Below are 23,618 nucleotides of genomic sequence, written 5' to 3'. Positions count from 1 at the left end.
TCATCCTCTGCAGCAACCATATGATGCAAATCTATTTGTAGCTTTACATCATCATTAATTGATACTGTTGTAGAGTCACCGTTACCTATCGGCCAAAACGTAACACCTTGCGTTGGTAAATAGTCTGACATTCTATACTTCCTCAAAAGTTTTCGATTTAGAAAATTATAATGCTATGAACAATAAGTTAATTGCTATTGGGCGTCACCCACGTAACCCCCTCTTGTGAATGTCTGAACAACCCCTAAACTTTTAAATCATAGAGATAGAAAGAGAGTTGTAATACACTAGGTGCATAGTGAAGCATCAGAAAAATTAGGTCAAATGTAGAGTCTTAAAACTGTAGCGAGCATCTACTCTAAATGGTTTTGGGGCATAAGCTTGCCAGTATGTTCAGCTAAATTTGAACTCAACAGGTTACAAGCATATACTACTGATGCTTGCTATGAGAAGCGTGGCTTCGGCTCCACTCGTAGACAGATGAATTCAAATAGCCCTGTTCTCTTCCGCTCATCGAGTATTGACCGCAGGTAGCGCGTAACAGAGCCACTTCTAGTGGCTCTTGTCGTATCTGGATGTTAGAAAAACTAAGATATTTCCCTTCAAGTTTCCATGTACAGATGTGAGTCATAACAAACTTCGGGGCAAAAATGAGCTTGCCCCTACAAGGCATCAGCATCTCCACTTCTTAAAATCAAGCTTTCAAGAAGTGACTAATTTTCTGGAAACTGATAGCATCAAGGTTCAGGATTTAGGAAAAACAGCTAAAGAATACTGTTTTTCTGGAAAAGGCTCGTAAGCCTTATCACACTAACCTTTCCAGATTTATTTCAGAATCGACCCGTGTTGGTATTTGATGACAATGCGTTAATCTGCATGAGTCTTGAAAAGGATGCCTCGGCATCCTTTTTTATTACCCTATATCATTTAGAAACCAACTAAAGTCACTTTCCCCAACGCCATATCGCCAAACTGACAAGCAAAATCGATTCGTTTACCGGCTTCTTTGCCATACAGTGTTTTTAGCTTATCAAATACTTCAGGTATGTAACTGACGTTCTTGAGGCGTAAGCTCTTACGCGTTTGGCTATCAAGAAAGGCAAGAGCGGAAAGCGATAGCACCTTTTGGCAGCCATCCAGCATCGCTTTACCAACCAGTTTACTCTGCAAAGCCTGAGAAATATCCTGAGTCGAAACTCCATTCTTCGCTTGTGACATGATACATATTGCTGGCAAATCTAGCATAGCAACCGCTCTTGGACGCTGCGTGGCACTATCCTCATACAACGGCCAACAAACAGGGAATTTTACTTTCATCGAATGGCTCTGGAGGCAGCTGACACAGTACCAACTTTTCACCCAGCTCGCGTTGCAACAGCTTTTCGAGTTGAGAGAGTTTAGGTAATGCCAACTCTTTGTGGACTTCACCAATAGAGTCCAAGGTTTTCTTACTTTCCTCCACACCTTGAACCAAAGGCAGTAAGAGCTTATGCAGATCGGCATCTTCAAATGGCTTTGTAAGAACAAAACTTGCTCCTGCCTCTTTGGCTTGTCGGATTTGCAACTGGTCATCGACCGTCGTGATCATCCCGATTTTTATCGCATCACCCAGCTTCATCAGTTCGTTAATCAAGGTAAGGCCGGACATTTCAGGCATATACCAATCGGTTAGCACAATCTCAGGATGCCACTCCTGAGCAATCTTTACTGCTTCGCGAGCATCGCAGGTTTTTTTGATCGATAGACGGCAGTAACCAAAGCTTTCTAAGCCTCGCCTGGCAATCTCCAATAAAGAGCTGCAAAAAGAGAAACAACAGATGCTAGCGACCATCGAAGCTTACAAACAGAAGTTAGCCGAAAAAGGCGATGTCGATTCTCTCACCGCAAAACTAGAAGCATCTCAACAGCAATTGCATCATATGACAAAAGAGAAGGACTTTGTTGAAAAGAAATATCTCGAACTGGTGCAAGAGTCGCAAACGAAAAATCAGTAGCGCACACTACTGATTTTTCCTCTACTTCACACAAACCACATTGAGCAGCGACGTTCCTTTCAATTGGTTGACCTTGCCACTGCTAAATAAGCCTGTTTTTTCGGAGCCCCAATAAGGTAAATGGACTGGCCACTCATCTTTTGTCATCACATTAGAGTCGAGGAGAGTCTGCCATTCTGACGCTGTCGCCATACGCATTTTCATACGGTAACAAGTTTTGTACGCACCTTCATAGTCTAAGCGATTCCAAGGGATCTCATGTTCCATATAAAACTGTTCGTCTTTAAGCATCCAATATGGAACGACATACTCCACTCCCGCTATCGATGCTGAACGACGAACAGTAATGGATTTATCTTCTGCTGGTTCATTCGTCGCTTTAGGTTGAGGAACCACCGTTGGCTGAGCTTTGGCTGGAGCGGGAATCACTGTCGTGGCTTGACCTTTACCCTGACTCAACTCACTGACAACCGGTTTAGGCTTAGATGGCTGAGTTTTTGGCGTCGCACTGGGCTTTTTAGCGGAAGCCCCTTTTACAATTTCACGAATGAATGATTGCTGATAGCCAGATTGCTTCTGAACCTTATCTAAATCTTGTCTAGCCGTGGTGAAGTCCTTATATGGACCAATGAGGCAGCGGTAGACTTTTGCCTCCGGCTTATTCCATACATCCGTCGTAATATGAGGATAGATTTTCTTAGCCTGGGCAACCGAAAATGGCTGACTAAAAACACCACACTGAATCCAAAATGTCGATTCTTGGCCTACCGGCTTGGATTTGCCCCACAAACCTTTCCCTATTGGACAACTCTGATCCAAAAGCGGCAACTCATCCGCCGATACCTGAATTGCATCGCAAAGGATTTCTTCTGCCAAGGTTGGTAATGACACGGTAGGCAACGCCAATATTGCGAGAAAAGACCAATACTTGAAAAATGATTGCTTCGGCTTTGAGGCCATATCTATACCCATACTATCTAAACTAATCTAAGTGTACTCACCTAGGATGATAACTATAGTGACGCAGTAGAGGTTTTACTGCCCAGAAAATGAGAATGCAAAAAAAGAGCCGTAATAGATTACGGCCCTTAGTTTAGTGAGTTTTTTATCGCCAAATCTTAGGCTTGGATCACCCTTTGTAGATTTTTGGGTTAAATACATCACGTAACCAGTCACCAAGTAGATTGATAACCAGTACCAATGTAACCAGTACGATACCTGGGAAGGCTGTGATCCACCATGCACCAGAGAAAATGTAGTTAAATCCAATACTAATCAAGGCACCCAGTGAAGGTTGGTCTACCGGCAGACCCAAACCTAGGAATGAAAGTGCCGCTTCAGACATGATAGCATTTGCCACCTGTACAGTAGAGATAACCAAAATCGGCGACAGACAGTTCGGTAGGATGTGACGGAACATGATACGTGGTGCTTTAAAGCCCATTACACGTGCCGCTTCTACATACTCTTTCTTCTTCTCGGCAAGCACGGAAGCACGAATCGTACGCGCATACTGAGGCCACTCAGCCACACCGATGATAACCACCAGCATCACCACCGCATATTGGCTATAAAAGTCACTACCAAAACTCGCCTTAAAGATAGCAGAAACGATGATAGCAACCATCATGGTTGAGAAAGATAGCTGCACATCAGCGAAACGCATCAAGAAGCTATCAATACGTCCACCGAAGTAACCTGCTGATAGACCAATGATGATACCAAGAACTAACTGCAAGCCTACAGCTAGAAAGCCGATAGTCAGCGATAGACGAGAGCCGTATAGGATTGTAGAAAGGATGTCACGCCCCTGCTCATCAGTACCAAGAACAAAGCGCTCGTCACCACCGTCCATCCAAGATGGCGGCAGTTCAGAATCCATGATATCGATGGAGGCAAGATCGTAAGGGTCTGTCGGTGCCAATACAGGTGCGGCTAACGCCATGACTAAAAACATCATAAACACAGTAAAGCTCGCCATCGCAACTTTATCGCGTTTGAAGTAATACAAGAAATCCGATTGTTTGAAACGCTCCCAATGAGAAGGAGCAGCTGCTGTTTGACTCATGATTATGCTCCTTTACCTGTCAGGTTTACCGTCGGGTTGATGATGCCATACAGCAAATCAACAATGGTGTTGGTTACCACGAAAATCAGACCAACAAAAATGACGTACGCTGTGATAAGTGGTGTATCAACGCGGTTGATTGCCTCTAGGAAAAGGAAACCTGTACCTGGCCATTGGAAAACCGTTTCAGTCAAGATGGTATACGCAACCATAGTACCAATCTGTACACCACCTACGGTAAGTACAGGTAGCATGGTGTTCTTCAATGCGTGCTGGTAATAGATTTTATTCAGAGCCAGACCTTTCGCTTTGCCAAACTTGATGTATTCCGAGCTTAGTACTTCAAGCATTTCAGAACGTACAAGACGAATAAACAGAGGTAGCATGATTGATGCGAGCGCGATACATGGCAAGATCAGGTGCGCTAAGCCGTCGAGAGTAAAATATCCAGACTCCCAGCCTAGAACATTTGCCGTCTCCCCTCGACCATAAGATGGTAACCAGTTTAGCTCTATCGAGAAGACGTACATCAGCATAATTGCGGTCAAGAACACCGGAATCGATATGCCAATGCTACTGAAAGCCATCACCACTTTGGTCAATATACTTTTTGGGTGAATGGCAGAGTAAACGCCCAATGGAATCGAACAAGCAACGATAATCACCGTTGCGCCAAATACCAGCTCAAGCGTTGCAACCAGCTTATCTAGAATGACTTCAACCGCAGGGCGTTTGAAGAAATAAGAAGTACCTAAATCACCTTGTAGCGCAGAGGTTACAAAGCGAGTGTATTTTGTAATGAAGGGATCATTCAGACCCAGCTCGTCACGCAGAGCTTGACGCTCAGCTTCCGAAACTGATTGACCAACAAGCTCACGCAATGGGTCGCCGAGGTTATCCTGAATGGCAAACGCCACTAGACTGATCACAAACATCACTATCAGTGCCTGAAACAGGCGCTTGACCAGAAACGAAAACATTCCTTGCCCCTTAACTTTCCATAGATTTCAGTCTGCGAACCCGAATCCCTTTCACCGGCTGGGCGAAGAGGGCTGCTGGTCGCAATCTTCAGTCTTAAAAATGGCACTTAACCCGACTGAAACAAAGTTAAGCACCAAAAATTAGCGGACATCTGCATAATGCAGATGCCCTACTTACTTCAACTTATTTAACGACTAGGTCACCGAAGTAAGGGAAGTTCATCGCATTCACGATTGGAGCGATATCTACATTAGATTTCGCACCCCATGCTAGGTTCTGCCAGTGTAGAGGAACAAACGCAGCTTCGTTGTACAGAGTCGCTTCCACTTTCTGAAGCATTTGCGCACGCTTAGCTGGATCCGTTTCTACGTTTGAATCCATAACCAGCTTGTCAACTTCAGCGTTTGAGTAGTGGCCACAGTTGTACTGACCTTTACCCGTTTCTTCGTTGCGAGTCATTGTTAGGAACTCAGAGAAGTTCGCTGAATCTTCTGTATCTGAGTGCCAACCGATCATCAGCATGTCTGCCGCACACTTATCAAACTCTGGCCAGTATTGCGCTTTAGGCATAGTTTTTAGATCAACCTTAATGCCAATCTTAGATAGCATCGCTGCCGCAGCCTGAGCAATTTTCGCATCGTTCACGTAACGGTTGTTTGGCGCCATCATCGTTAGCGTAAAGCCATCTTCGTAGCCTGCTTCCTTCATTAGAGCTTTCGCTTTCTTCAGGTCATAACGAGGCACTAGATCTGCACTGTAACCTGCGTAGCCTTCAGGGCCTTGTTGACCAGCAACAGTCGCGAAACCTTTCATGATTTTCTGAACAATGCCTTCGTTGTTGATTGCATGAACAATCGCCTGACGAACGCGAACATCTTTAAGTGCTTCGTTACTGTTTTGGTTCATTTGGAAGGTGATAATACGTGTCCCTGGTAGTGTTACTAGGTTTACGTTTTTCGCCTCTTCTACACGCTTGTGGTCATTTGGTGCTACAGGCGCGATCATATCTACGTCACCAGAAAGAAGAGCCGCTACGCGAGTTGCATCTTCCTTGATTGGAACAAGAGTTAGCTTATCAACATTACCTTTAGACTCTTTGTCCCAGTAACCTGGGAAGCGTTCAAACTCAACTTTTACGCCTTGCTCACGAGAAGTAACGATGAATGGACCTGTACCAGAAACGTTGGTCGAAGCGAATGAGTTACCGTGCTTCACAACTTCGCCTTTATCTTTACCGTCAGCCGTTGTACCTGAGTAGAACTTGCTGTCCATTGGGAAGATGTAAGTCGCAGTTTGAAGAACCAGTGGGTAAGCACCCTTAGAAACAAGTTCAACTGTGTAGTCGTCTACTTTGACCATCTTTTCATATGGTTCAAAGATAGCTTTAAAGTCTGGAGAATTTTTCAGACGCTCAAACGTCCAAACCACGTCATCTGCCGTTAGCTCGTTACCAGAGTGGAACTTAACGCCTTGACGCAATGTGAAACGGAATGTTGTCTCATCAACACGTTCCCATTTTTCAGCAAGACGAGGTTCAAAATCTAACTTTTGTGTGTAACGAACTAGTGGATCAAACACCATGTGAGACATTTGCAGTGTGCCGCCAGATAGCTGCTCATGTGGGTCAAGTGATACTGGATCTGCGTCATACGCGACGGTGATATCTGCTGCAGCTGCGCTAAAGCTTAAGCCTGCTGCCATCAAAGCCACTGCTAGTTTGCTTTTCATGGTTTTCATGCATAACTCCTTATGCGGGATTCATCCCTAGTTGTTGTATTTGCTTCTGTTTATGTCCCGTCAACCGATGTAGACGGGAAAGACTTACGACTTACGCCGTTTTTACTTCTTCTCTTAAGCCTGTAAATTCAGGCATTAAAGAAATCAGTTGTTTACTGTATTCGTGCTGAGGTGTTCTAAACAGCTGCTCAGTTGGGGCAACTTCCAATAATGTCCCCATTTGCATCACACCCACTCGATCGCACATCTGGCGAATGACTGGCAAGTCGTGACTGATAAACAGCATGGTAAGGTTCAACTCGTCTTGTAAATCTTTAAGTAGGTTGAGTATCTGTGCCTGTACCGACACATCGAGTGCCGATGTCGGTTCATCACAAATTAGCAGACGCGGGCGCGTCGCAAGTGCACGGGCAATCGAAATACGCTGACGCTGACCGCCTGAAAATTCATGTGGGTATTTCACCCCAGCCATCTGACTCAGACCAACGTGATCAAGTAGATCGTTAACGATCTGTCTGGTTTCTGCTTCACTGTTAGTCAACTTATGGAAACGAATCGGCTCTGCGATGATATCGAAAATCTTCATACGCGGATTCATTGAAGTGTATGGATTCTGAAACACCATCTGCATCTGACGGCGTAAAGGACGACGCTCTTTCTCTGATTTCAGTGATGTTAAGTCGATCCCTTCGAATGTTACCTTGCCTGAGTTAGGCGCATACAAACCAGCGATGACACGTGCAATCGTCGATTTGCCCGAACCAGACTCACCAACTAGACCAAATGTTTCACCTTCAAATACTTCAAAACTGACGTTGTTAGATGCTTGAACATATTCACGACGACTTTCAAATAACGAATCTTTCGTCACAAAACGTAGATTTACGTTTTCTACACTAAGTAGAGAGCCAGTGTATTCACGGTGATCCTGACTTTGACCTAGCCAGTGATTTTTCACATCTAGCGGCTCCATTTCTTGAGCTTCTTCGATGTAACTTACCAATGGAAAGCGATCCAGCTTCATATCTGAACGTGGAACCGCAGAAATCAAACTGCGTGTATAGGCGTGATCAGGATCGCCAAGTACTTTTGTCGTAGGACCAAACTCAACCAAGTCACCACGATACATAACCGCAACGCGATCAGTCACGTTGGAAACCACACCCATATCGTGTGTTACCAACATACAACCAACGTTGTTCTTGATACACAACTCACGAATAAGCGATAGGATCTGATCTTGAATAGAAACGTCTAATGCCGTCGTTGGTTCATCGGCAATGATCAAGTCTGGCTCACCCGCAAGCGCAATCGCAATCACAACGCGCTGACGCATACCACCAGAGAACTGGTGCGGATACTGTTTCAAACGGTTTTCTGGTTGTGGAATACCCACCTGCTGCATTAGAGAAAGCGCACGCTTATAGGCTTCCTCATCCGTTACCTTCATGTTGGCATGAATGGTTTCTTTCAACTGCTGCTCAACGGTAAATAGTGGGTTTAGAGAAGTCATTGGATCTTGGAAAATAAATCCAATTTTTGAACCGCGAACACTGCGCATCTGCTCCGGACTTAGTCCAGAAATCAACTCACCATCTAGATAAACATCGCCGCTTGCAATTCGCCCAGGGGGGCTTAATAGATCGATAACCGCATTTCCAACGGTCGATTTGCCCGCGCCTGACTCGCCCACTACGCCGACGATTTCACCACGTTCGATATTGAATGAGAGAGATTTAACTGCGGCATGAACACCATGACGCGAAGGGTACTCTATTCGAAGGTTTTTAACTTCTAAAAGTGACATTACCAGACCTCTACTGCTTTGGCAGCTTTCTGCCCTGTCTGAAAAGTGAATCCATTCATACCAGTCCTATACCTAGGTTTCGATACCAAAATTAGGTATAGCGTTCTGGTAATTTATAAGCTCATCAATTTGGCAAATAATTCACAGAAAAGCAACAAATATAGGATGAAAAGTCGAAATAGAACAAGAAGCAAGCAGTTTTAGGAAATAAATATGCAATCACACTGGATCATTGCTCAATTCAAAAATCTTAAACACGTGCTAAAAAGGCTTATTTTTAAATGCCTATAGTTATTTAATACAGCTTTTGGTTATAAGAAAGCCAAAACAACAACAGAATAAAAATTCACGCAATCAACCTTTGAGCGCTTTAACAAAATAAAAACAAAACACCAGTCAAAGAATAAAAAGCCGAATCAAATCACAAATTAAAGCCACAAAGGCGAAGCTTATAATAAATAAATCACACAAACTCAGATTAAAACACTGCTGCTTTTGTGCGAAATTTACTCACATTAAAGTAGGAATAATACAAACTGATGAGTTGGAGTATATAGCGGTAGTTTGTTGGTTTACTCACTATTTCTCTGAGCTCTATTGAAGGCAATGTTAAGGGATGAAAAACAATCTTTGAGATGCAAAAAAGCCCTAGTCTTTCGACTAGGGCTTCAATAGTGGTCGGTGAAGAGGGATTCGAACCCCCGACCCTCTGGTCCCAAACCAGATGCGCTACCAAGCTGCGCTATTCACCGACTTGTGTTTTATCTCGACTTTCATCAAGAATGGAAGCAAAGCTACCATAATAATGGGGTGGCTAACGAGACTTGAACTCGCGACAACCGGAATCACAATCCGGGGCTCTACCAACTGAGCTATAGCCACCATCAATTTTAGGTTTACCGCTTTAATGTAGCCATAAACTAAGATAGTGGTCGGTGAAGAGGGATTCGAACCCCCGACCCTCTGGTCCCAAACCAGATGCGCTACCAAGCTGCGCTATTCACCGAGCAAATAATGGGGTGGCTAACGAGACTTGAACTCGCGACAACCGGAATCACAATCCGGGGCTCTACCAACTGAGCTATAGCCACCACTGAAATTTTTACCGATACACCTTTAGACGAATGGCACGCCCGAAAGGATTCGAACCTTCGACCTTTGGCTCCGGAGGCCAACGCTCTATCCAACTGAGCTACGGGCGCATGCCCCATCGGCGGAGTGGAATAATACGTATATCACACAATGTCGTCTAGTACTTTTTCAACTTTTTTTATCGTTTGGTGCCTTTTTGGGCAATTAAAGTGTGATAAACCCCTATTTCCCACCAGATATACCCCTTGATGCGGTTAACTTGTTGTTTATTGCAACAACTTATCAGGATATAATCACCCATTATTTACATTGATTTAACAGCAAATCATCTTATGAAGGGCTGTTGGTCAGTCACAATCTAATAATAGGTAAGCACGAACTTACCTTCAGGAATGTAAAGTGAGTTTAATGGATATGTCTCGAAAATTATTAACCGCTTTGGTCGCTGCAATCACTTTTTCTAGCGCCTCTTTTGCAGCCAGCGTAAGCCAAGAAGAATATGATGCAATTGCAGAACGTATTAAACCTGTCGGTGATGTCTATCTTGCAGGCGCAGAGCCAGTGAAAGCGGAGCCAACTGGCCCACGCGATGGCGCAGCAGTTTACGGAATGTTCTGTACAGCATGTCACAGCACCGGCGTAAGTGGTGCACCAAAAACCGGTGATGCTGGTGACTGGGCTCCGCGTATCGCTCAAGGTAAAGACGTGCTAACTAACCACGCAATAAATGGCTTCAATGCGATGCCTGCTAAAGGTTCATGTATGGACTGTTCAGATGACGAAATCATCGCTGCAATTGAGCACATGATTAAAGATCTATAAACCGTTCTATATCGATAAGATGGAAAAAGCTTGGATTGTCCAAGCCTTTTTTGTTTTTGCTACTTTTTGAACATCGCTCTTAGATTGGCGATATGTGCTTGGCCTTTTGCCATCCGTTCTTCGGCAGAGACTGGTTTCTTAGTCTGCTCCCATTCGACATCATCAAACGGTAGTTCATCTAAGAAGCGACTTTGAGTCGGTTTGATTAGCTCACCGAACTGACGGCGCTCCTTACACATGGTAAAAGTCAGCTCTCGCTGAGCTCGAGTAATACCTACGTACATCAAACGGCGCTCTTCCTCGACATTGTCTTCATCTATGCTGGTTTGATGTGGCAGTATCCCCTCTTCACTACCAATTAAGTAAACATAAGGAAATTCCAGACCTTTAGAGGCATGCAATGTCATCAGTTGAACCGCATCGCTATCATCGTCCTCTTCACCACGCTCCATCATGTCGCGCAGGGTCAAACGCTGAACCACCTCTTTAAGGCTTTTCTCTTCTTGGTCATAGTTGTCACCTTCAAGATCCGCTACTATCCAAGAGTACAGATCGGAGACGTTCTTCATGCGCATTTCTGCCGCTTTCGGACTCGACGACGTTTCGTATAACCAATCTTCATAGTTAATGTCTCGAACCAAAGAGCGTACTGCCTCGACGGTATCGCCACGCTCAGCCTGATCCGCAATTTTAACCAACCAAGTCGTAAAGCGACGTAGGTTTTCTAGCCCTCTCCCTGAGAGCGTTTGCTCTAAGCCCATTTCGAAACTTGCGTCAAATAAGCTTTTGCCGCGCATGTTGGCATAACTGCCCAGTTTTTCTAAAGTTACTGGACCAATTTCACGCCTTGGCGTATTCACAATACGCAAAAATGCATTGTCATCATCAGGATTCACCAACATTCTCAGGTATGCCATGATGTCTTTAATTTCTGCGCGGGCAAAAAATGACGTTCCTCCCGAGAGCTTGTACGGCACACGGTTTTGCATCAACGACTTTTCAATTAAGCGTGACTGGTGATTACCACGATAAAGAACAGCATAGTCCTTGTAATCGGTCCGATTAAGAAACTTATGAGCAATCAGTTCGCCCGTGACACGTTCCGCTTCATGATCTTCATTCTTAGCCAGTAGGACTTTGAGTTTTTCCCCATCTGGAATTTCAGAGAACAACGATTTTTCATAAACGTGTGGATTGTTGGCGATTAAAATATTCGCCGCTCTCAGGATGCGGCTCGTTGATCGGTAGTTTTGCTCTAACTTAATCAAACGAAGATTCGGAAAGTCTTCACCAAGCAGGACAAGGTTTTGAGGCTTTGCTCCACGCCATGAGTAAATTGACTGGTCATCATCACCAACCACGGTTAAGCGTCCACGTTCACCTACGATAAGTTTGACCAAATCATATTGGCTAGTGTTGGTGTCTTGGTACTCATCCACCAACAAGTAACGAATTCTATTTTGCCAACGCTGACGAACTTCATGATTGGTTTTTAGCAGCAATACTGGCAATGAAATCAGATCATCAAAGTCGAGCGCGTTATAGGCTTTCATCTGTTTCTGATACATCTCAAAGCAGAACGCAAACAGTTGTTGCTGCTCACCTTTCGCCTGAGCTTTTGCTTGCTCCGGCGTCAACATGTCGTTCTTCCAATTCGAAATAGTGCTCAACAATTGGCGTAACAGGTCTTTATCACCATCGAGCTGTTTCTCTGTCAGCTCTTTCAGTAATGCCATTTGGTCCTGATCATCAAACAGAGAAAAACCTGCTTTTAAACCGAGCGCTTTGTATTCGCGTTTAATGATGTTGAGACCAAGGGTATGAAAAGTCGAGACCATCAACCCCTTTGATTCTTGCTTACCCAATGTCTGGCCAACCCGTTCTTTCATTTCTCGGGCGGCTTTATTCGTAAAGGTCACAGCGGCAATGTTACGAGCCTTGTAGCCACACTGCTGGACCAAATAAGCGATTTTATTGGTAATCACGCGCGTCTTACCTGACCCCGCGCCCGCTAATACTAGGCATGGACCAGATACATACTTTACCGCTTCGTCTTGATTTGGATTCAGCTTCATCGTGTTCTCAGGTGAATAATTCAAATGGTGACTATAATAATGCTGCAACACAGTGATTGCTATGCTCTCAACAACAAGAATTTTGCTTAGTTAGCTAAATAATTTGTTGCATATAACCATCCCTTTTGCATTATAATGAATGAACGTTCATTCACAACCAGATCAATGTAGAATATGTCTGACTCTGAACTCAACGTAGATAAAAGGCAAAAGATCATGGATGCCGCTGAAAAACTGATTGCAGAATCAGGATTTCAGGGACTATCCATGCATAAGCTAGCTAAAGAGGCTCGTGTAGCTGCGGGCACAATTTATCGCTACTTTTCAGACAAAGAAGATCTCTTGCTGCAAGTTCGCCTAGCTGTCGTTCAACGCAATGCTGAGACTATTCAGCAAGGTGTTACGAACGAAATGACTCTCAAACAGCGTTTTCGAAAAATGTGGTTAAACATTTTCGATTTGTCAGGGTCGAATATCAGCACTTTGAAAAATCGAGCTCAATATGACTCTTTACCATGTGTTCGTAGCCATGAAACTAAAGAGCTAGAGCGCGCGATGTTCAGCAAAGTCGAACAACTGTTTGAAGAAGGGCGTGAACAAGGGATATTTAAACCTTTGGAAAATCCAGTACTTGCTGCTCTCAGTCTTGAGGTTAGCGTCACTCTGGCACGTAAACAATCTCTCGGATATTACCACCTGGATGAAAAAGCGATTGAAGCCGCTATTGAAGCCAGTTGGGATGCGATTACAAAACACTAATTTGGAGTTCTTATCAGAATGAAAAAGTGGACATTCTTTATGCTTCTTATCGCGGTACTGCTGTTTGGCAGCGTGATAGGTTTCAACTTATTTAAACAACAGAAGATTGCCGAGTATATGGCTAATCGCCCCGAGCCAGAGTTTCCTGTCACCGTTACAGAAGTCAAACCGGTTGATTGGGTTCCTGTCATTGAAGCCATTGGTTTTATTGAACCTAACCAAGGTGTTACGGTTGCCAATGAAACCAGCGGTGTCATTGATAAAATCGCATTTGAATCCGGTACTCAAGTTCAAGAAGGCCAACCACTGGTGTTACTCGATTCTGCGGTAGAAAAAGCGAATCTAAAGAGCTCTCAGGCTCGCTTACCTGCAGCTGAAGCGAAATACAAGCGCTACAAAGGTCTATTCGCTAAAGGTTCTATCTCTAAAGAAGCCTACGATGAAGCAGAAGCTAACTACTTCTCTCTTCAAGCAGATATTGAAAGTCTAAAAGCTTCAATTGACCGCCGTGAAATCAAAGCGCCATTTGCTGGTGTCGTCGGTATTCGTAATGTTTACCTAGGTCAATACCTACAAGCTGGTACTGATATCGTACGTTTAGAAGATACTAGCGTTATGCGTCTGCGCTTTACGGTTCCACAAACGGACATTTCTCGTATTTCACTTGACCAAGAAGTCGATATCTTTGTTGATGCTTACCCTGAAAAACCATTTAAAGGTTCTATTTCAGCAATCGAGCCTGCGGTAAATATCCAAAGTGGTCTGATTCAAGTTCAGGCAGATATTCCAAACAGCGATGGTCAGCTACGTAGCGGTATGTTTGCTCGTGCAAATATCATCCTGCCTAAGCTTGAAAACCAAGTGACTCTGCCTCAAACCGCAATCACATTTACGTTATACGGCGACAACGTTTACATCATTTCAGATAAAGATGGTGAGAAGCGCGTAACACAGCAAGTGGTTAAAGTAGGTGAACGTACACAAGACATCGCACACATCCTTGAAGGTGTTAAACCAGGTGATGTTGTGGTTACTTCGGGTCAAGTGCGTCTAAGTAACCACGCAAAAGTTCGTGTAGTAGAAAGCGATGCAACTACTCCACCAGCTGAAACACCAATGCTGTAACTGGAGGCCTCATGCGCTTTACTGATGTTTTTATTAAACGTCCAGTTTTAGCGGTATCGATCAGCTTTTTGATTGCGCTGCTTGGTTTACAAGCAATCTTCAAAATGCAGGTCCGTGAATACCCTGAAATGACGAATACGGTAGTTACGGTTTCGACCAGTTACTACGGTGCGAGTGCAGACCTAATCCAAGGCTTTATTACTCAGCCTTTGGAGCAAGCGGTCGCACAAGCAGACAATATCGACTATATGACTTCACAATCGGTTTTGGGTAAATCAACCATTACCGTCAACATGAAGTTAAACACTGACCCGAACGCGGCACTGTCTGACGTTCTGGCGAAGACTAACTCGGTTCGCTCTCAACTTCCTAAAGAAGCCGAAGACCCAACCGTAACTATGTCTACCGGTTCAACAACTGCGGTACTTTACATCGGTTTTACCAGTGATGAGCTTTCTTCAAGCCAAATCACTGACTACCTTGAGCGTGTAATCAACCCGCAGTTATTCACGGTTAACGGTGTATCTAAGGTCGACCTCTACGGTGGTATGAAGTACGCACTGCGTATTTGGTTAGATCCATCGAAAATGGCGGCGCTAGGCCTGACGGCTACTGATGTAATGGGCGTACTCAACGCCAACAACTATCAGTCAGCGACGGGTCAAGCTGTCGGTGAATTCGTGCTTTACAACGGTAGTGCTGATACTCAGGTATCGAACGTGGCAGAATTAGAAAACTTAGTCGTAAGTTCTGACGAAGGTGATATCACTCGTCTAAGCGATATTGCTAAAGTTTCACTAGAGAAAAGCCACGACGTTTACCGTGCAAGTGCTAATGGCCAAGAAGCGGTGGTTGCAGCGATTAACGCCGCGCCAAGTGCGAACCCAATTAACATTGCTGCAGATGTACTAGAGCTACTACCTCAACTAGAGCGTAACCTGCCAAGTACCATCAAGATGAACGTGATGTATGACTCAACGATTGCGATTAACGAGTCGATTAATGAAGTAATCAAAACAATTGTTGAAGCAGCGGTTATCGTACTTATCGTGATCACCCTGTTCCTAGGTTCATTCCGTGCGGTCATCATCCCTATCGTGACTATCCCGCTTTCACTAATCGGTGTAGCGATGGTCATGCAAGGTATGGGTTTCTCGTGGAACCTGATGACACTACTGGCAATGGTACTGGCGATCGGTCTGGTAGTAGATGATGCGATCGTTGTTCTGGAGAACGTCGACCGCCACATCAAGTTGGGTGAGTCTCCGTTCCGTGCAGCCATCATAGGTACGCGTGAAATCGCGGTGCCTGTTATTGCCATGACACTCACGCTAGGTGCGGTATATGCGCCAATCGCGTTAATGGGCGGTATCACTGGCTCACTATTTAAAGAGTTCGCATTAACTCTGGCAGGCTCGGTGTTCGTATCTGGTATCGTGGCACTAACACTATCGCCAATGATGTGTTCAAAAATGCTCAAAGCTAACGAAGAGCCAAACAAGTTTGAGCAGAAAGTTCACCACATACTGGATGGTATGACTAATCGCTACGCGAAGATGCTTGCAGCGGTTATGCAGCATCGTCCTGTTGTCATTGGCTTTGCTGTCATTGTATTCGCCAGTCTGCCTATGCTGTTCAAGTTCATCCCAAGTGAACTTGCACCATCGGAAGATAAAGGCGTTGTGATGTTGATGGGTACTGCGCCGTCTAACGCTAACTTAGACTTTATGCAGAACACCATGAATGACGTGAACACGATTCTATCTGACCAACCAGAAGTTGCGTTTGCCCAGGTGTTTACTGGTGTACCTAACTCGAACCAAGCGTTTGGTATTGCATCAATGGTACCTTGGAGTGAGCGTGAAGCGAGTCAGTCTGAAGTCGCAAACCGCGTAGGTGGCCTAGTTCAAAATGTCCCAGGTATGGCGGTTACTGCTTTCCAGATGCCTGAACTACCAGGCGCGGGGTCAGGTCTACCGATTCAGTTTGTTATCACCACACCAAATGCGTTTGAAAGTTTATTCTCTATCGCGACAGACGTACTGACTGAAGTGAAGTCTAGCCCGATGTTCGTTTATTCAGATCTCGATCTGAACTACGACTCTGCAACGATGAAAATCAACATCGACAAAGACAAAGCGGGTGCATACGGCGTCACAATGCAAGACATTGGTATTACGCTAAGTACTATGATGGCTGACGGTTACGTCAACCGTATCGACCTGAATGGTCGTTCTTACGAGGTTATTCCTCAGGTTGAACGTAAGTGGCGTCTAAACCCAGAGTCGATGAACAACTACTACGTACGCTCGGCCAATGGCAAAGCAGTACCTCTAGGCAGCTTGATTACGATTGATGTTGTGGCAGAGCCTCGCTCTCTCCCTCACTTCAACCAGCTTAACTCTGCGACTGTGGGTGCGGTTCCTGCACCAGGCACTGCAATGGGTGATGCAATCAACTGGTTCGAAGGTATCGCAGCCGACAAGCTACCAAGTGGTTACAACCATGACTACATGGGTGAAGCACGTCAGTACGTAACTGAGGGTAGCGCACTCTACGCCACCTTTGGTCTAGCACTAGCGATCATCTTCTTGGTTCTGGCGATTCAGTTTGAATCACTAAAAGATCCATTGGTTATCATGGTGTCGGTGCCCCTCGCGATTTGTGGTGCTCTGATCGCTCTAGCTTGGGGTGCAGCAACGATGAACATCTACTCTCAGGTAGGTCTAATCACGCTGGTTGGTCTGATCACCAAGCACGGCATCTTGATCTGTGAAGTCGCGAAAGAAGAGCAGCTACACAACAAACTCAGTAAGACTGAGGCGGTAATGGAAGCGGCGAAAGTACGTTTACGCCCTATCCTAATGACAACAGCAGCGATGATTGCTGGTCTTATCCCGCTAATGTACGCAACAGGTGCTGGTGCTGCTCAGCGCTTTAGTATTGGTATCGTAATCGTTGCTGGTCTAGCAATCGGTACTATCTTTACGCTGTTTGTACTACCTGTTATCTACAGCTACCTAGCTGAGAAACACAAGCCACTGCCTGTGTTTGTAGAAGATAAAGATTTGGAAAAGCTGGCACGAGTTGATGAAGCGAAAGCGGCTCAGCGTGAACTGTCAGAAAGCAAATAATCTTGAGTAAATGAAAAAGGTCACTTCGGTGGCCTTTTTTTTATTGGGCACATTCACTGATGGTCGCTTCGAATTTTTACTATCCAAATAGCGACTTTCCCGTATCAATTACATAGAATGAGGGCAAATTGAAAGGAGTTTTAGTCACATGTTTGATCCAAAGAAACTAGAGCAAATTGCTAAACAAATTCACGACTCTATGCCAACACCAGTAAAAGAGCTTGGCGCAGACGTTGACCAAAAAGTGCGTCAGGTTATTCAAGGCCAACTGAACAAACTAGACGTTGTTAGCCGTGAAGAGTTCGATGTCCAAACTCAGGTTCTACTGCGTACTCGTCAGAAGCTTACTGAAATGGAAAAAAAGCTGGCTGATCTAGAAGAGAAGCTAAGCGAGAAAGAATAGCGAGAAGCAAAGCGTTCTTTAAAAAAAAAGCTTGGTCAACGGAGACCAAGCTTTTTGATTAGATGTTGTGTTTTATGTTGTATTTATTGACCCCAGTCTACCCGGAGTTCTTGCCTAATTTACGTTAACAGACAACGCAAATTAGAGATTCTAAGCTAAGCAGATCAGCCGCCTACCGCGATATTTTTCATATCAGTCATGTAACCACGTAGCTCTTCACCAATGTATTCAACTGGGTGGTTACGGATAACATCGTTAACTTCGATAAGACGCGCGTTATCGACTTGGTTAGATGTTTCACCTAAGCCACGACCGATTACGTCAGTACCAATTGAAGGCATGAATTTCTCACGCAGTAGCGGTGTTGCTACGTTTGCAAATAGGTAGTTACCGTATTCAGCCGTGTCTGAAATAACCACGTTCATTTCGTATAGACGCTTACGTGCAACCGTATTAGCAATTAGCGGTAGTTCGTGTAGAGACTCGTAGTACGCAGACTCATCAATGATGCCTGATGCTGTCATCGCCTCGAATGCGAGCTCAACACCTGCACGAACCATTGCAACCATTAGGATACCGTTGTCGAAATACTCTTGTTCAGAGATCTCAACATCCCCTGCTGGGTAGTTTTCGAATGCTGTTTCGCCTGTCTCAGCACGCCAGCCAAGTAGGTTCGCGTCATCATTAGCCCAGTCAGCCATCATAGTACTTGAGAAATGACCAGTGATGATGTCATCCATGTGCTTGTTGTATAGCGGACGCATTAGCTCTTTTAGCTCTTCAGAAAGCTCAAATGCTTTGATTTTTGCTGGGTTCGATAGACGATCCATCATGTGTGTGATGCCACCAAACTTCAGTGCTTCTGTGATGGTTTCCCAACCGTATTGCAGAAGTTTACCTGCGTAGCTCGGGTCAATACCGTCAGCAACCATTTTCTCGTAAGAAACGATAGAGCCTGCTTGTAGCATGCCACATAGAATAGTTTGCTCACCCATAAGGTCAGACTTAACTTCAGCAACAAATGAAGACTCTAGACAACCCGCGCGGTGACCGCCTGTACCAGCTGCCCATGCTTTCGCGATATCCCAGCCTTCACCTTTAGGATCATTTTCTGGGTGAACAGCGATCAGGGTTGGTACACCAAAGCCACGTTTGTATTCTTCACGAACTTCTGTACCTGGACATTTAGGAGCAACCATGACAACCGTTAGGTCTTTACGGATTTGCATACCTTCTTCAACTACGTTGAAACCGTGTGAGTAACCTAGTGCTGCCCCTTCTTTCATTAGCGGCATGACTGTTTCTACTACGTTAGTGTGCTGCTTGTCTGGCGTTAGGTTGATCACAAGATCTGCATCAGGGATTAGGTTCTCGTAGCTGTCTACTTCAAAGCCATTTTCTTTTGCATTTTTGTATGACTGACGTTGCTCATCAATCGCAGCCTGACGTAGTGCGTACGCGACGTTGAGACCTGAGTCACGCATGTTGAGACCTTGGTTTAGGCCTTGAGCACCACAACCAACGATAACGACTTTTTTACCTTTCAAGTAATCCGCTTCAGTCGCGAATTCGCTGCGATCCATGAAACGACAACGACCTAATTGATCTAGCTGCTCGCGTAGGTTTAAAGTATTGAAATAGTTAGCCATATGGGCGCTCCTTTAAAGAATTTTTCCGTTGAGGTCGGTAGCTCTGGTACCGAATGAGTTCATACTAAAACAGACAGACTGTTGCCGAAAGTGATATATTCACAATTAGTAATTGCAATTAATGCAACAAAGGTGTGACCATTTCATGAACATTAAATGTCTCCAGCTATTTATTCACCTGTGTGATAGTAAAAGCTTTGCTAAGACGGCTTCTGCGATGCATATCAGCCCTTCAGCGCTAAGTCGCCAGATTCAAAAGCTGGAGAGTGATACCAATCAGGTTCTTTTTGTGCGTGACAACCGTAGTGTCGAACTCACTCCCGCGGCCAAGAAGCTTCTCCCCGTCGCACTTAAAATTCTCGGTGAGTGGCAAAACTATAACGCTCAGTTAAAAGGCCATGAGCAGGAGCTTAGAGGAGAAATTCGCTTATTCTGTTCAGTAACCGCCAGCTATAGCCATTTGCCAGAACTGTTGTCTGAGTTTCGTCTGCAACACCCATTTATCGAGTTTAAACTCTCTACCGGCGATCCAGCACAAGCCATAGAGAAAGTTCTCGCCAACGAAGTAGATATTGCTATCTCTGCCAAACCGGAACAGCTGCCAGCTCGAATCGAATTCGAAACCATCAGTGAAATCCCCCTTTCCGTTATTGCACCAGCCGGGATCAGTAACTTTGCCGAAGAATTACAGAAGGACCAGCCAGATTGGTCCGCGATCCCTTTTATTGTTCCAGAATCAGGAACGGCACGTGACCGTGCCAATGCGTGGTTTAAGGCGATGAAGATTAAACCGACCATTTACGCACAGGTATCGGGGCATGAAGCGATTGTTAGTATGGTGGCCTTGGGGTGTGGTGTTGGCATAGCGCCGGATGTTGTCATCAACAATAGCCCGGTGAAAGAGAAAATACAGCGCCTCAAAGTCGCCTCTATTAAGCCATTTAAACTCGGAGTGTGCTGCAACCGTTCACAACTAGACAATCCCTTGGTGAAGGCGTTGTGGGAAATGGCACACGATACCTACATCGCACCATAAACTGATGGCAGCGACAAAAAACGGCCCAAATCAAGGACCGTTCGTATAAGTAAAACTCGCTACCCTGTTTTCGTTCCAAACACGTTAAGTGGTAGGAGTTAGTTTCACTGAGTGGCTTTTACGGTAACTAGAAAAGCTCTAAAGACGTTTCATCTAAGAACATGTTTGGCGTAATGTCTTTGACAAACTCTGCCACTTGCTTGTCTAATTCAGCTTGTTCTTCTTTAGTGATGAGTGTTTTAAACACAGGGCGACCTTCTTCATCTGCTAACGGGTATCCATATTCGTCAAGTATATGCTCTTCTGTAATGAGGTCTGCCGGTGTCTCTTCGCCACCCAAAGCACCAGATAAGCGATTATAGTAATAGGCTTTCTTAACGTCTGGGTGAATGAACGTCTGCCCTAAACTATCCTTTTTCCCTTGAGAATAGGCATGGTAGAGACTGGTTGCAGCATCAGGGTAGCCCAGTTTGATTGCTTTGATGTTCCATTTGAAAGCCTCGTCCAATGTCTCTGGCTCTAATAGATAATAATATAAAGACTGCATCGCAGGGGGCGTAGCCTTGGTTGGCTGCGATTTTTAGGTATTTTATTTTTTCCTCTCTGGGTACATCGCTAAATCGAGTCAAATAATAGCTTGCGTTTAAACCTCCTAACGTAAGTGCCTCAATATACTTTTTATCAATAAGGTAGCGACCTAGCACCGGTACATAATTTCGCCATTGATTTGTAAAAAACTGAAGTTGTAGCAGAGCCTTACCATTGCCTGTTTCTGCTTCTTTCTTCCATCCATCAACTGCCAACTGATACCATTTATCATCACACGGCCAGCCTAAATAACCACATGGGTTATTGACGTAATATTCATAGCCAGAAAGAACGCCCATAGCCCAAGGGTCGCCCATATTGGCGGCTTTTAAAAAGGTCTACCCCGCTTCAAACTGCTGGCGGTTTTTATACTGTGTGACCCCTAGCCAGTAAGTCGCGTATGCACTGCCTTGGTCTGATTGTTGTTGAAAAATCTGCTCAGCTTGTGGGTACTGTTTTTGGTTAAACAGTCGGATCCCTTGTTCAACAGGTGTCATCGCCCACAGCTTACCACTGCACAAGAGTAGGAAAATAAATAACGTTTTTTTCATGGTTTATCTCTCTGGTAACCAATTACTTAACTGATAGCCGAGCAACTTAAATTGTTCTAGTTGTTCACTATCTTTCTCTCGGAGCACTGCATATTCCGCTTTCATTCGCGCTCGGGCTGGGTACGATTTTACAAGGATTTTATGGCCTTTAGTTAACCAATATATGTAACGGCGGAAACGCGCATAATCGTTACTTAGTGTTTCCATATAGTTAGTTTTAATTCTATCATTTGGATTTTCATAAGGCTGTGAAAAGGCTTGAGTAAAAAAATCCCGTAAGCTGATGACATTTTTGGCGTAGCGTTGCCATTGTTCTGCTTTATTAAGCTCAGTGGGGTGCGGTAAGCCCATGCGTTGCAGGGCATTTTCAAAGCGCTTGATTTGCCCTGTATCGGCTCGGTTTGCTCCTAACCAATTGAGTATTTGATTGATCGCTTTGCGCTGGTTTTGATTTCTGGTTGCAGCGATATTTCTGCTCTCATTAAAACTTTCGCCCCAGCCAATACTTGGAATATCATTGTAATAAATCAACACCGACAATAACTTAGCCAATGTTTCCACTGGCATATTGGTGATCCACTGCTGATTTTCTTGTTGGTGCTGTTCTGAAAACAAAAAGTTAGCAACAAAGTAGGCACTTTCTTGGTCGGTGGCTAGACCGCGTCACTTGCCAGTCTCTGGATCTAATGGCACAGTACGATAATTCTCTCCAGCTAAAATATCGTAGTGAATCACCGTATCGCTATTAAACTGAGAGAAATCAAAGTAGACACTTTCTGCGTTAAACTCTTGGTCTTTTGATTTCTTTTCACCATTAACGTAATAAAAGCAACCAAATCCATTCGTCCATCTATTATATTTTGCAGAATAAAAGGGCTCGCATTTTTTAGCTTCAATTATAGAAGTTAAACCTATTGGTTTATTATCATAATCAGTACCTGCTCGATAGATGCGTAGGTTCGCAAACCCTACTGTATCGAATGCATTAATTAACTTCACTTCCATATTAGATAGGTAAGTTATGCAGCCTCTCTCTGGTTGTCTTGGTTGGTAAGGGATCCTTAGTTCATAAAAATTTTCATCTGCTGAGAAGTTGTGTTCCAACTTAAAACTCTCGTTGTAAATTCCTGTATTTACTTTTCCACTGCCTGCATTCCATGACCATCCGGAGCAGCTTTCCCCACGGCCAAAGTAGTTTACGCGAACACTGATATTGGCATCTGCTGGCTTTTTCCCAGCTATCACCATATACGGCTCTTCGCCCGCGCCCCATATTCGCTCCGATGGCCCCAAATAATACACAAATAGAATTACTGTAATGGTGATAAGCACAATCGATAATATTCGCTGTTTGTTACTCATACCCAGTTACTTACCTGTTTGAGGATCTAACGGGGTACTACGATACTCTTCACCAGCTAAAATATCGTAGTGAATCACCGTATCGCTATTAAACTGAGAAAAATCAAAGTAGACAGTTTCTGCGTTAAACTCCTGTTTTTTGGATATCTTTTCACCATTAACGGAATAATGGCAACCTAGCCCACCCGACCAGGTCTTGTCTTTCCATTGATGTAAAAAGGCGTCACAATTTTTCGCTTTAATTGCAGAATTTAAGTCTATCGGTTTGTTGTAATATTTTGTTCCTGATTGATAAATGCGTAGTTGGGCAAAACCTACAGTATCAAATGCGTTATAGGCTTCGACCTTGATATCTCGTAATTCGACCACGCAATTTTTACTGTTTGTGTAAGTTGAGTATGGCACGGTGAACTGATAACGGTCATCACTTACATC

General features: G+C 44.4%; 19 protein-coding genes, 5 tRNA genes and 2 pseudogenes. 7 read left to right on the top strand and 19 right to left on the bottom strand.

Annotated elements, in window-relative coordinates:
• Nucleotides 1-927 precede the first annotated feature (927 nt).
• Nucleotides 928-1,831, bottom strand: a pseudogene (locus tag DA100_RS10375) (response regulator).
• Between DA100_RS10375 and DA100_RS10370 the strand changes: the two are divergent.
• Nucleotides 1,818-1,994: a hypothetical protein gene (locus DA100_RS10370; protein WP_206208564.1), complete on the top strand. Its 177-nt coding sequence runs from the start codon at nucleotides 1,818-1,820 to the stop codon at nucleotides 1,992-1,994. The pseudogene DA100_RS10375 and the gene DA100_RS10370 overlap by 14 nt on opposite strands.
• A gap of 21 nt (nucleotides 1,995-2,015) precedes the next feature.
• Here DA100_RS10370 and DA100_RS10365 read toward each other — a convergent pair whose 3' ends face one another.
• The 10 genes from DA100_RS10365 to DA100_RS10320 all read right to left on the bottom strand — a co-directional run bounded on the left by DA100_RS10365 (nucleotide 2,016) and on the right by DA100_RS10320 (nucleotide 9,789).
• A complete protein-coding gene (locus DA100_RS10365) occupies nucleotides 2,016-2,954 on the bottom strand; it encodes an SPOR domain-containing protein (protein ID WP_138972069.1) in 939 nt (312 codons plus the stop codon).
• Between the two features lie 169 nt (nucleotides 2,955-3,123).
• Entirely contained in the window at nucleotides 3,124-4,062 is a 939-nt protein-coding gene (locus tag DA100_RS10360) for an ABC transporter permease (RefSeq protein WP_138972068.1), read from the bottom strand.
• Between the two features lie 2 nt (nucleotides 4,063-4,064).
• Nucleotides 4,065-5,042: an ABC transporter permease gene (locus DA100_RS10355; RefSeq protein ID WP_138972067.1), complete on the bottom strand. Its 978-nt coding sequence runs from the start codon at nucleotides 5,040-5,042 to the stop codon at nucleotides 4,065-4,067.
• 184 nt (nucleotides 5,043-5,226) lie between these two features.
• Nucleotides 5,227-6,780, bottom strand: a complete 1,554-nt coding sequence (locus DA100_RS10350; protein WP_138972066.1) for an ABC transporter substrate-binding protein — start codon at nucleotides 6,778-6,780, stop codon at nucleotides 5,227-5,229.
• Nucleotides 6,781-6,871: 91 nt separating this feature from the next.
• Nucleotides 6,872-8,587, bottom strand: a complete 1,716-nt coding sequence (locus DA100_RS10345; RefSeq protein WP_138972065.1) for an ABC transporter ATP-binding protein — start codon at nucleotides 8,585-8,587, stop codon at nucleotides 6,872-6,874.
• 675 nt (nucleotides 8,588-9,262) lie between these two features.
• Nucleotides 9,263-9,339: transfer RNA gene (locus DA100_RS10340), tRNA-Pro, on the bottom strand.
• Nucleotides 9,340-9,393: 54 nt separating this feature from the next.
• A tRNA-His gene (locus tag DA100_RS10335) sits at nucleotides 9,394-9,469 on the bottom strand.
• Nucleotides 9,470-9,516: 47 nt separating this feature from the next.
• Nucleotides 9,517-9,593, bottom strand: a tRNA-Pro gene (locus tag DA100_RS10330).
• A gap of 9 nt (nucleotides 9,594-9,602) precedes the next feature.
• Nucleotides 9,603-9,678: transfer RNA gene (locus tag DA100_RS10325), tRNA-His, on the bottom strand.
• Nucleotides 9,679-9,712: 34 nt separating this feature from the next.
• Nucleotides 9,713-9,789: transfer RNA gene (locus tag DA100_RS10320), tRNA-Arg, on the bottom strand.
• A 298-nt stretch (nucleotides 9,790-10,087) separates the two neighbouring features.
• On the opposite strand from DA100_RS10320, the gene DA100_RS10315 reads away from it, so the two are divergent.
• Nucleotides 10,088-10,501, top strand: a complete 414-nt coding sequence (locus DA100_RS10315) for a cytochrome c5 family protein (RefSeq protein WP_138972064.1) — start codon at nucleotides 10,088-10,090, stop codon at nucleotides 10,499-10,501.
• Nucleotides 10,502-10,560: 59 nt separating this feature from the next.
• Here the strand turns inward: DA100_RS10315 and rep are convergent, their stop codons facing one another.
• Nucleotides 10,561-12,576 carry a DNA helicase Rep gene (gene rep, locus DA100_RS10310; protein WP_138972063.1) on the bottom strand — a complete coding sequence of 672 codons (2,016 nt, stop codon included), beginning with the start codon at nucleotides 12,574-12,576 and terminating at the stop codon, nucleotides 10,561-10,563.
• Between the two features lie 174 nt (nucleotides 12,577-12,750).
• On the opposite strand from rep, the gene DA100_RS10305 reads away from it, so the two are divergent.
• From DA100_RS10305 to DA100_RS10290, 4 genes are all read left to right on the top strand, one after another.
• Entirely contained in the window at nucleotides 12,751-13,335 is a 585-nt protein-coding gene (locus DA100_RS10305; RefSeq protein ID WP_138972062.1) for a TetR/AcrR family transcriptional regulator, read from the top strand.
• Between the two features lie 18 nt (nucleotides 13,336-13,353).
• The gene (locus tag DA100_RS10300) at nucleotides 13,354-14,460 is read left to right on the top strand and encodes an efflux RND transporter periplasmic adaptor subunit (RefSeq protein ID WP_138972061.1); all 1,107 of its coding nucleotides are present in this window, start codon (nucleotides 13,354-13,356) and stop codon (nucleotides 14,458-14,460) included.
• 11 nt (nucleotides 14,461-14,471) lie between these two features.
• Nucleotides 14,472-17,594, top strand: coding sequence for a multidrug efflux RND transporter permease subunit (locus tag DA100_RS10295; RefSeq protein WP_138972060.1), 3,123 nt, complete (start codon nucleotides 14,472-14,474; stop codon nucleotides 17,592-17,594).
• Between the two features lie 148 nt (nucleotides 17,595-17,742).
• On the top strand, nucleotides 17,743-17,997 hold the full coding sequence (locus tag DA100_RS10290; RefSeq protein ID WP_138972059.1) for an accessory factor UbiK family protein: 255 nt from the start codon (nucleotides 17,743-17,745) through the stop codon (nucleotides 17,995-17,997).
• Between the two features lie 164 nt (nucleotides 17,998-18,161).
• On the opposite strand, the gene ilvC is transcribed toward DA100_RS10290, so the two are convergent.
• Nucleotides 18,162-19,646 carry a ketol-acid reductoisomerase gene (ilvC, locus tag DA100_RS10285; protein WP_138972058.1) on the bottom strand — a complete coding sequence of 495 codons (1,485 nt, stop codon included), beginning with the start codon at nucleotides 19,644-19,646 and terminating at the stop codon, nucleotides 18,162-18,164.
• 145 nt (nucleotides 19,647-19,791) lie between these two features.
• Here ilvC and ilvY point away from each other — a divergent pair, with 145 nt between their 5' ends.
• Nucleotides 19,792-20,682, top strand: coding sequence for an HTH-type transcriptional activator IlvY (gene ilvY, locus DA100_RS10280; RefSeq protein WP_138972057.1), 891 nt, complete (start codon nucleotides 19,792-19,794; stop codon nucleotides 20,680-20,682).
• 127 nt (nucleotides 20,683-20,809) lie between these two features.
• Here the strand turns inward: ilvY and DA100_RS21610 are convergent, their stop codons facing one another.
• The 6 genes and pseudogenes from DA100_RS21610 to DA100_RS20965 form a co-directional block, all read right to left on the bottom strand.
• The gene (locus DA100_RS21610) at nucleotides 20,810-21,190 is read right to left on the bottom strand and encodes a hypothetical protein (RefSeq protein WP_346763722.1); all 381 of its coding nucleotides are present in this window, start codon (nucleotides 21,188-21,190) and stop codon (nucleotides 20,810-20,812) included.
• The gene (locus DA100_RS21605; RefSeq protein WP_346763721.1) at nucleotides 21,138-21,587 is read right to left on the bottom strand and encodes a hypothetical protein; all 450 of its coding nucleotides are present in this window, start codon (nucleotides 21,585-21,587) and stop codon (nucleotides 21,138-21,140) included. Before DA100_RS21605 ends, DA100_RS21610 begins: the two co-directional genes overlap by 53 nt.
• Nucleotides 21,588-21,608: 21 nt before the next feature.
• A complete protein-coding gene (locus DA100_RS21600; RefSeq protein WP_346763720.1) occupies nucleotides 21,609-21,821 on the bottom strand; it encodes a hypothetical protein in 213 nt (70 codons plus the stop codon).
• A 3-nt stretch (nucleotides 21,822-21,824) separates the two neighbouring features.
• Nucleotides 21,825-22,382, bottom strand: a complete 558-nt coding sequence (locus DA100_RS10270) for a hypothetical protein (protein ID WP_206208563.1) — start codon at nucleotides 22,380-22,382, stop codon at nucleotides 21,825-21,827.
• Nucleotides 22,383-22,484: 102 nt separating this feature from the next.
• Complete coding sequence (locus tag DA100_RS10265; protein WP_138972056.1) at nucleotides 22,485-23,183, bottom strand: hypothetical protein; 699 nt, start codon at nucleotides 23,181-23,183, stop codon at nucleotides 22,485-22,487.
• Nucleotides 23,184-23,189: 6 nt separating this feature from the next.
• Nucleotides 23,190-23,618: pseudogene (locus DA100_RS20965) on the bottom strand (hypothetical protein); the annotation flags it as partial.

The sequence above is a fragment of the Vibrio sp. Hep-1b-8 genome (genome assembly GCF_006124995.1).
In the GTDB taxonomy this organism is placed as follows: domain Bacteria; phylum Pseudomonadota; class Gammaproteobacteria; order Enterobacterales; family Vibrionaceae; genus Vibrio.
This window is presented reverse-complemented; position numbering and strand designations above follow the sequence as displayed.

Coding starts and splice junctions, on each gene's coding strand:
- DA100_RS10300 (WP_138972061.1), top strand. CDS start 13,354: ATGAAAAAGTGGACATTCTTTATGCTTCTTATCGCGGTACTGCTGTTT.
- DA100_RS10365 (WP_138972069.1), bottom strand. CDS start 2,954: ATGGCCTCAAAGCCGAAGCAATCATTTTTCAAGTATTGGTCTTTTCTC.
- DA100_RS10295 (WP_138972060.1), top strand. CDS start 14,472: ATGCGCTTTACTGATGTTTTTATTAAACGTCCAGTTTTAGCGGTATCG.
- DA100_RS10370 (WP_206208564.1), top strand. CDS start 1,818: ATGCTAGCGACCATCGAAGCTTACAAACAGAAGTTAGCCGAAAAAGGC.
- DA100_RS10315 (WP_138972064.1), top strand. CDS start 10,088: ATGGATATGTCTCGAAAATTATTAACCGCTTTGGTCGCTGCAATCACT.
- DA100_RS10355 (WP_138972067.1), bottom strand. CDS start 5,042: ATGTTTTCGTTTCTGGTCAAGCGCCTGTTTCAGGCACTGATAGTGATG.
- DA100_RS10345 (WP_138972065.1), bottom strand. CDS start 8,587: ATGTCACTTTTAGAAGTTAAAAACCTTCGAATAGAGTACCCTTCGCGT.
- DA100_RS10350 (WP_138972066.1), bottom strand. CDS start 6,780: ATGAAAACCATGAAAAGCAAACTAGCAGTGGCTTTGATGGCAGCAGGC.
- DA100_RS10290 (WP_138972059.1), top strand. CDS start 17,743: ATGTTTGATCCAAAGAAACTAGAGCAAATTGCTAAACAAATTCACGAC.
- DA100_RS21605 (WP_346763721.1), bottom strand. CDS start 21,587: ATGGGCGACCCTTGGGCTATGGGCGTTCTTTCTGGCTATGAATATTAC.
- ilvC (WP_138972058.1), bottom strand. CDS start 19,646: ATGGCTAACTATTTCAATACTTTAAACCTACGCGAGCAGCTAGATCAA.
- rep (WP_138972063.1), bottom strand. CDS start 12,576: ATGAAGCTGAATCCAAATCAAGACGAAGCGGTAAAGTATGTATCTGGT.
- DA100_RS10265 (WP_138972056.1), bottom strand. CDS start 23,183: ATGAGTAACAAACAGCGAATATTATCGATTGTGCTTATCACCATTACA.
- DA100_RS10305 (WP_138972062.1), top strand. CDS start 12,751: ATGTCTGACTCTGAACTCAACGTAGATAAAAGGCAAAAGATCATGGAT.
- DA100_RS10360 (WP_138972068.1), bottom strand. CDS start 4,062: ATGAGTCAAACAGCAGCTGCTCCTTCTCATTGGGAGCGTTTCAAACAA.
- ilvY (WP_138972057.1), top strand. CDS start 19,792: ATGAACATTAAATGTCTCCAGCTATTTATTCACCTGTGTGATAGTAAA.
- DA100_RS21600 (WP_346763720.1), bottom strand. CDS start 21,821: ATGAAAAAAACGTTATTTATTTTCCTACTCTTGTGCAGTGGTAAGCTG.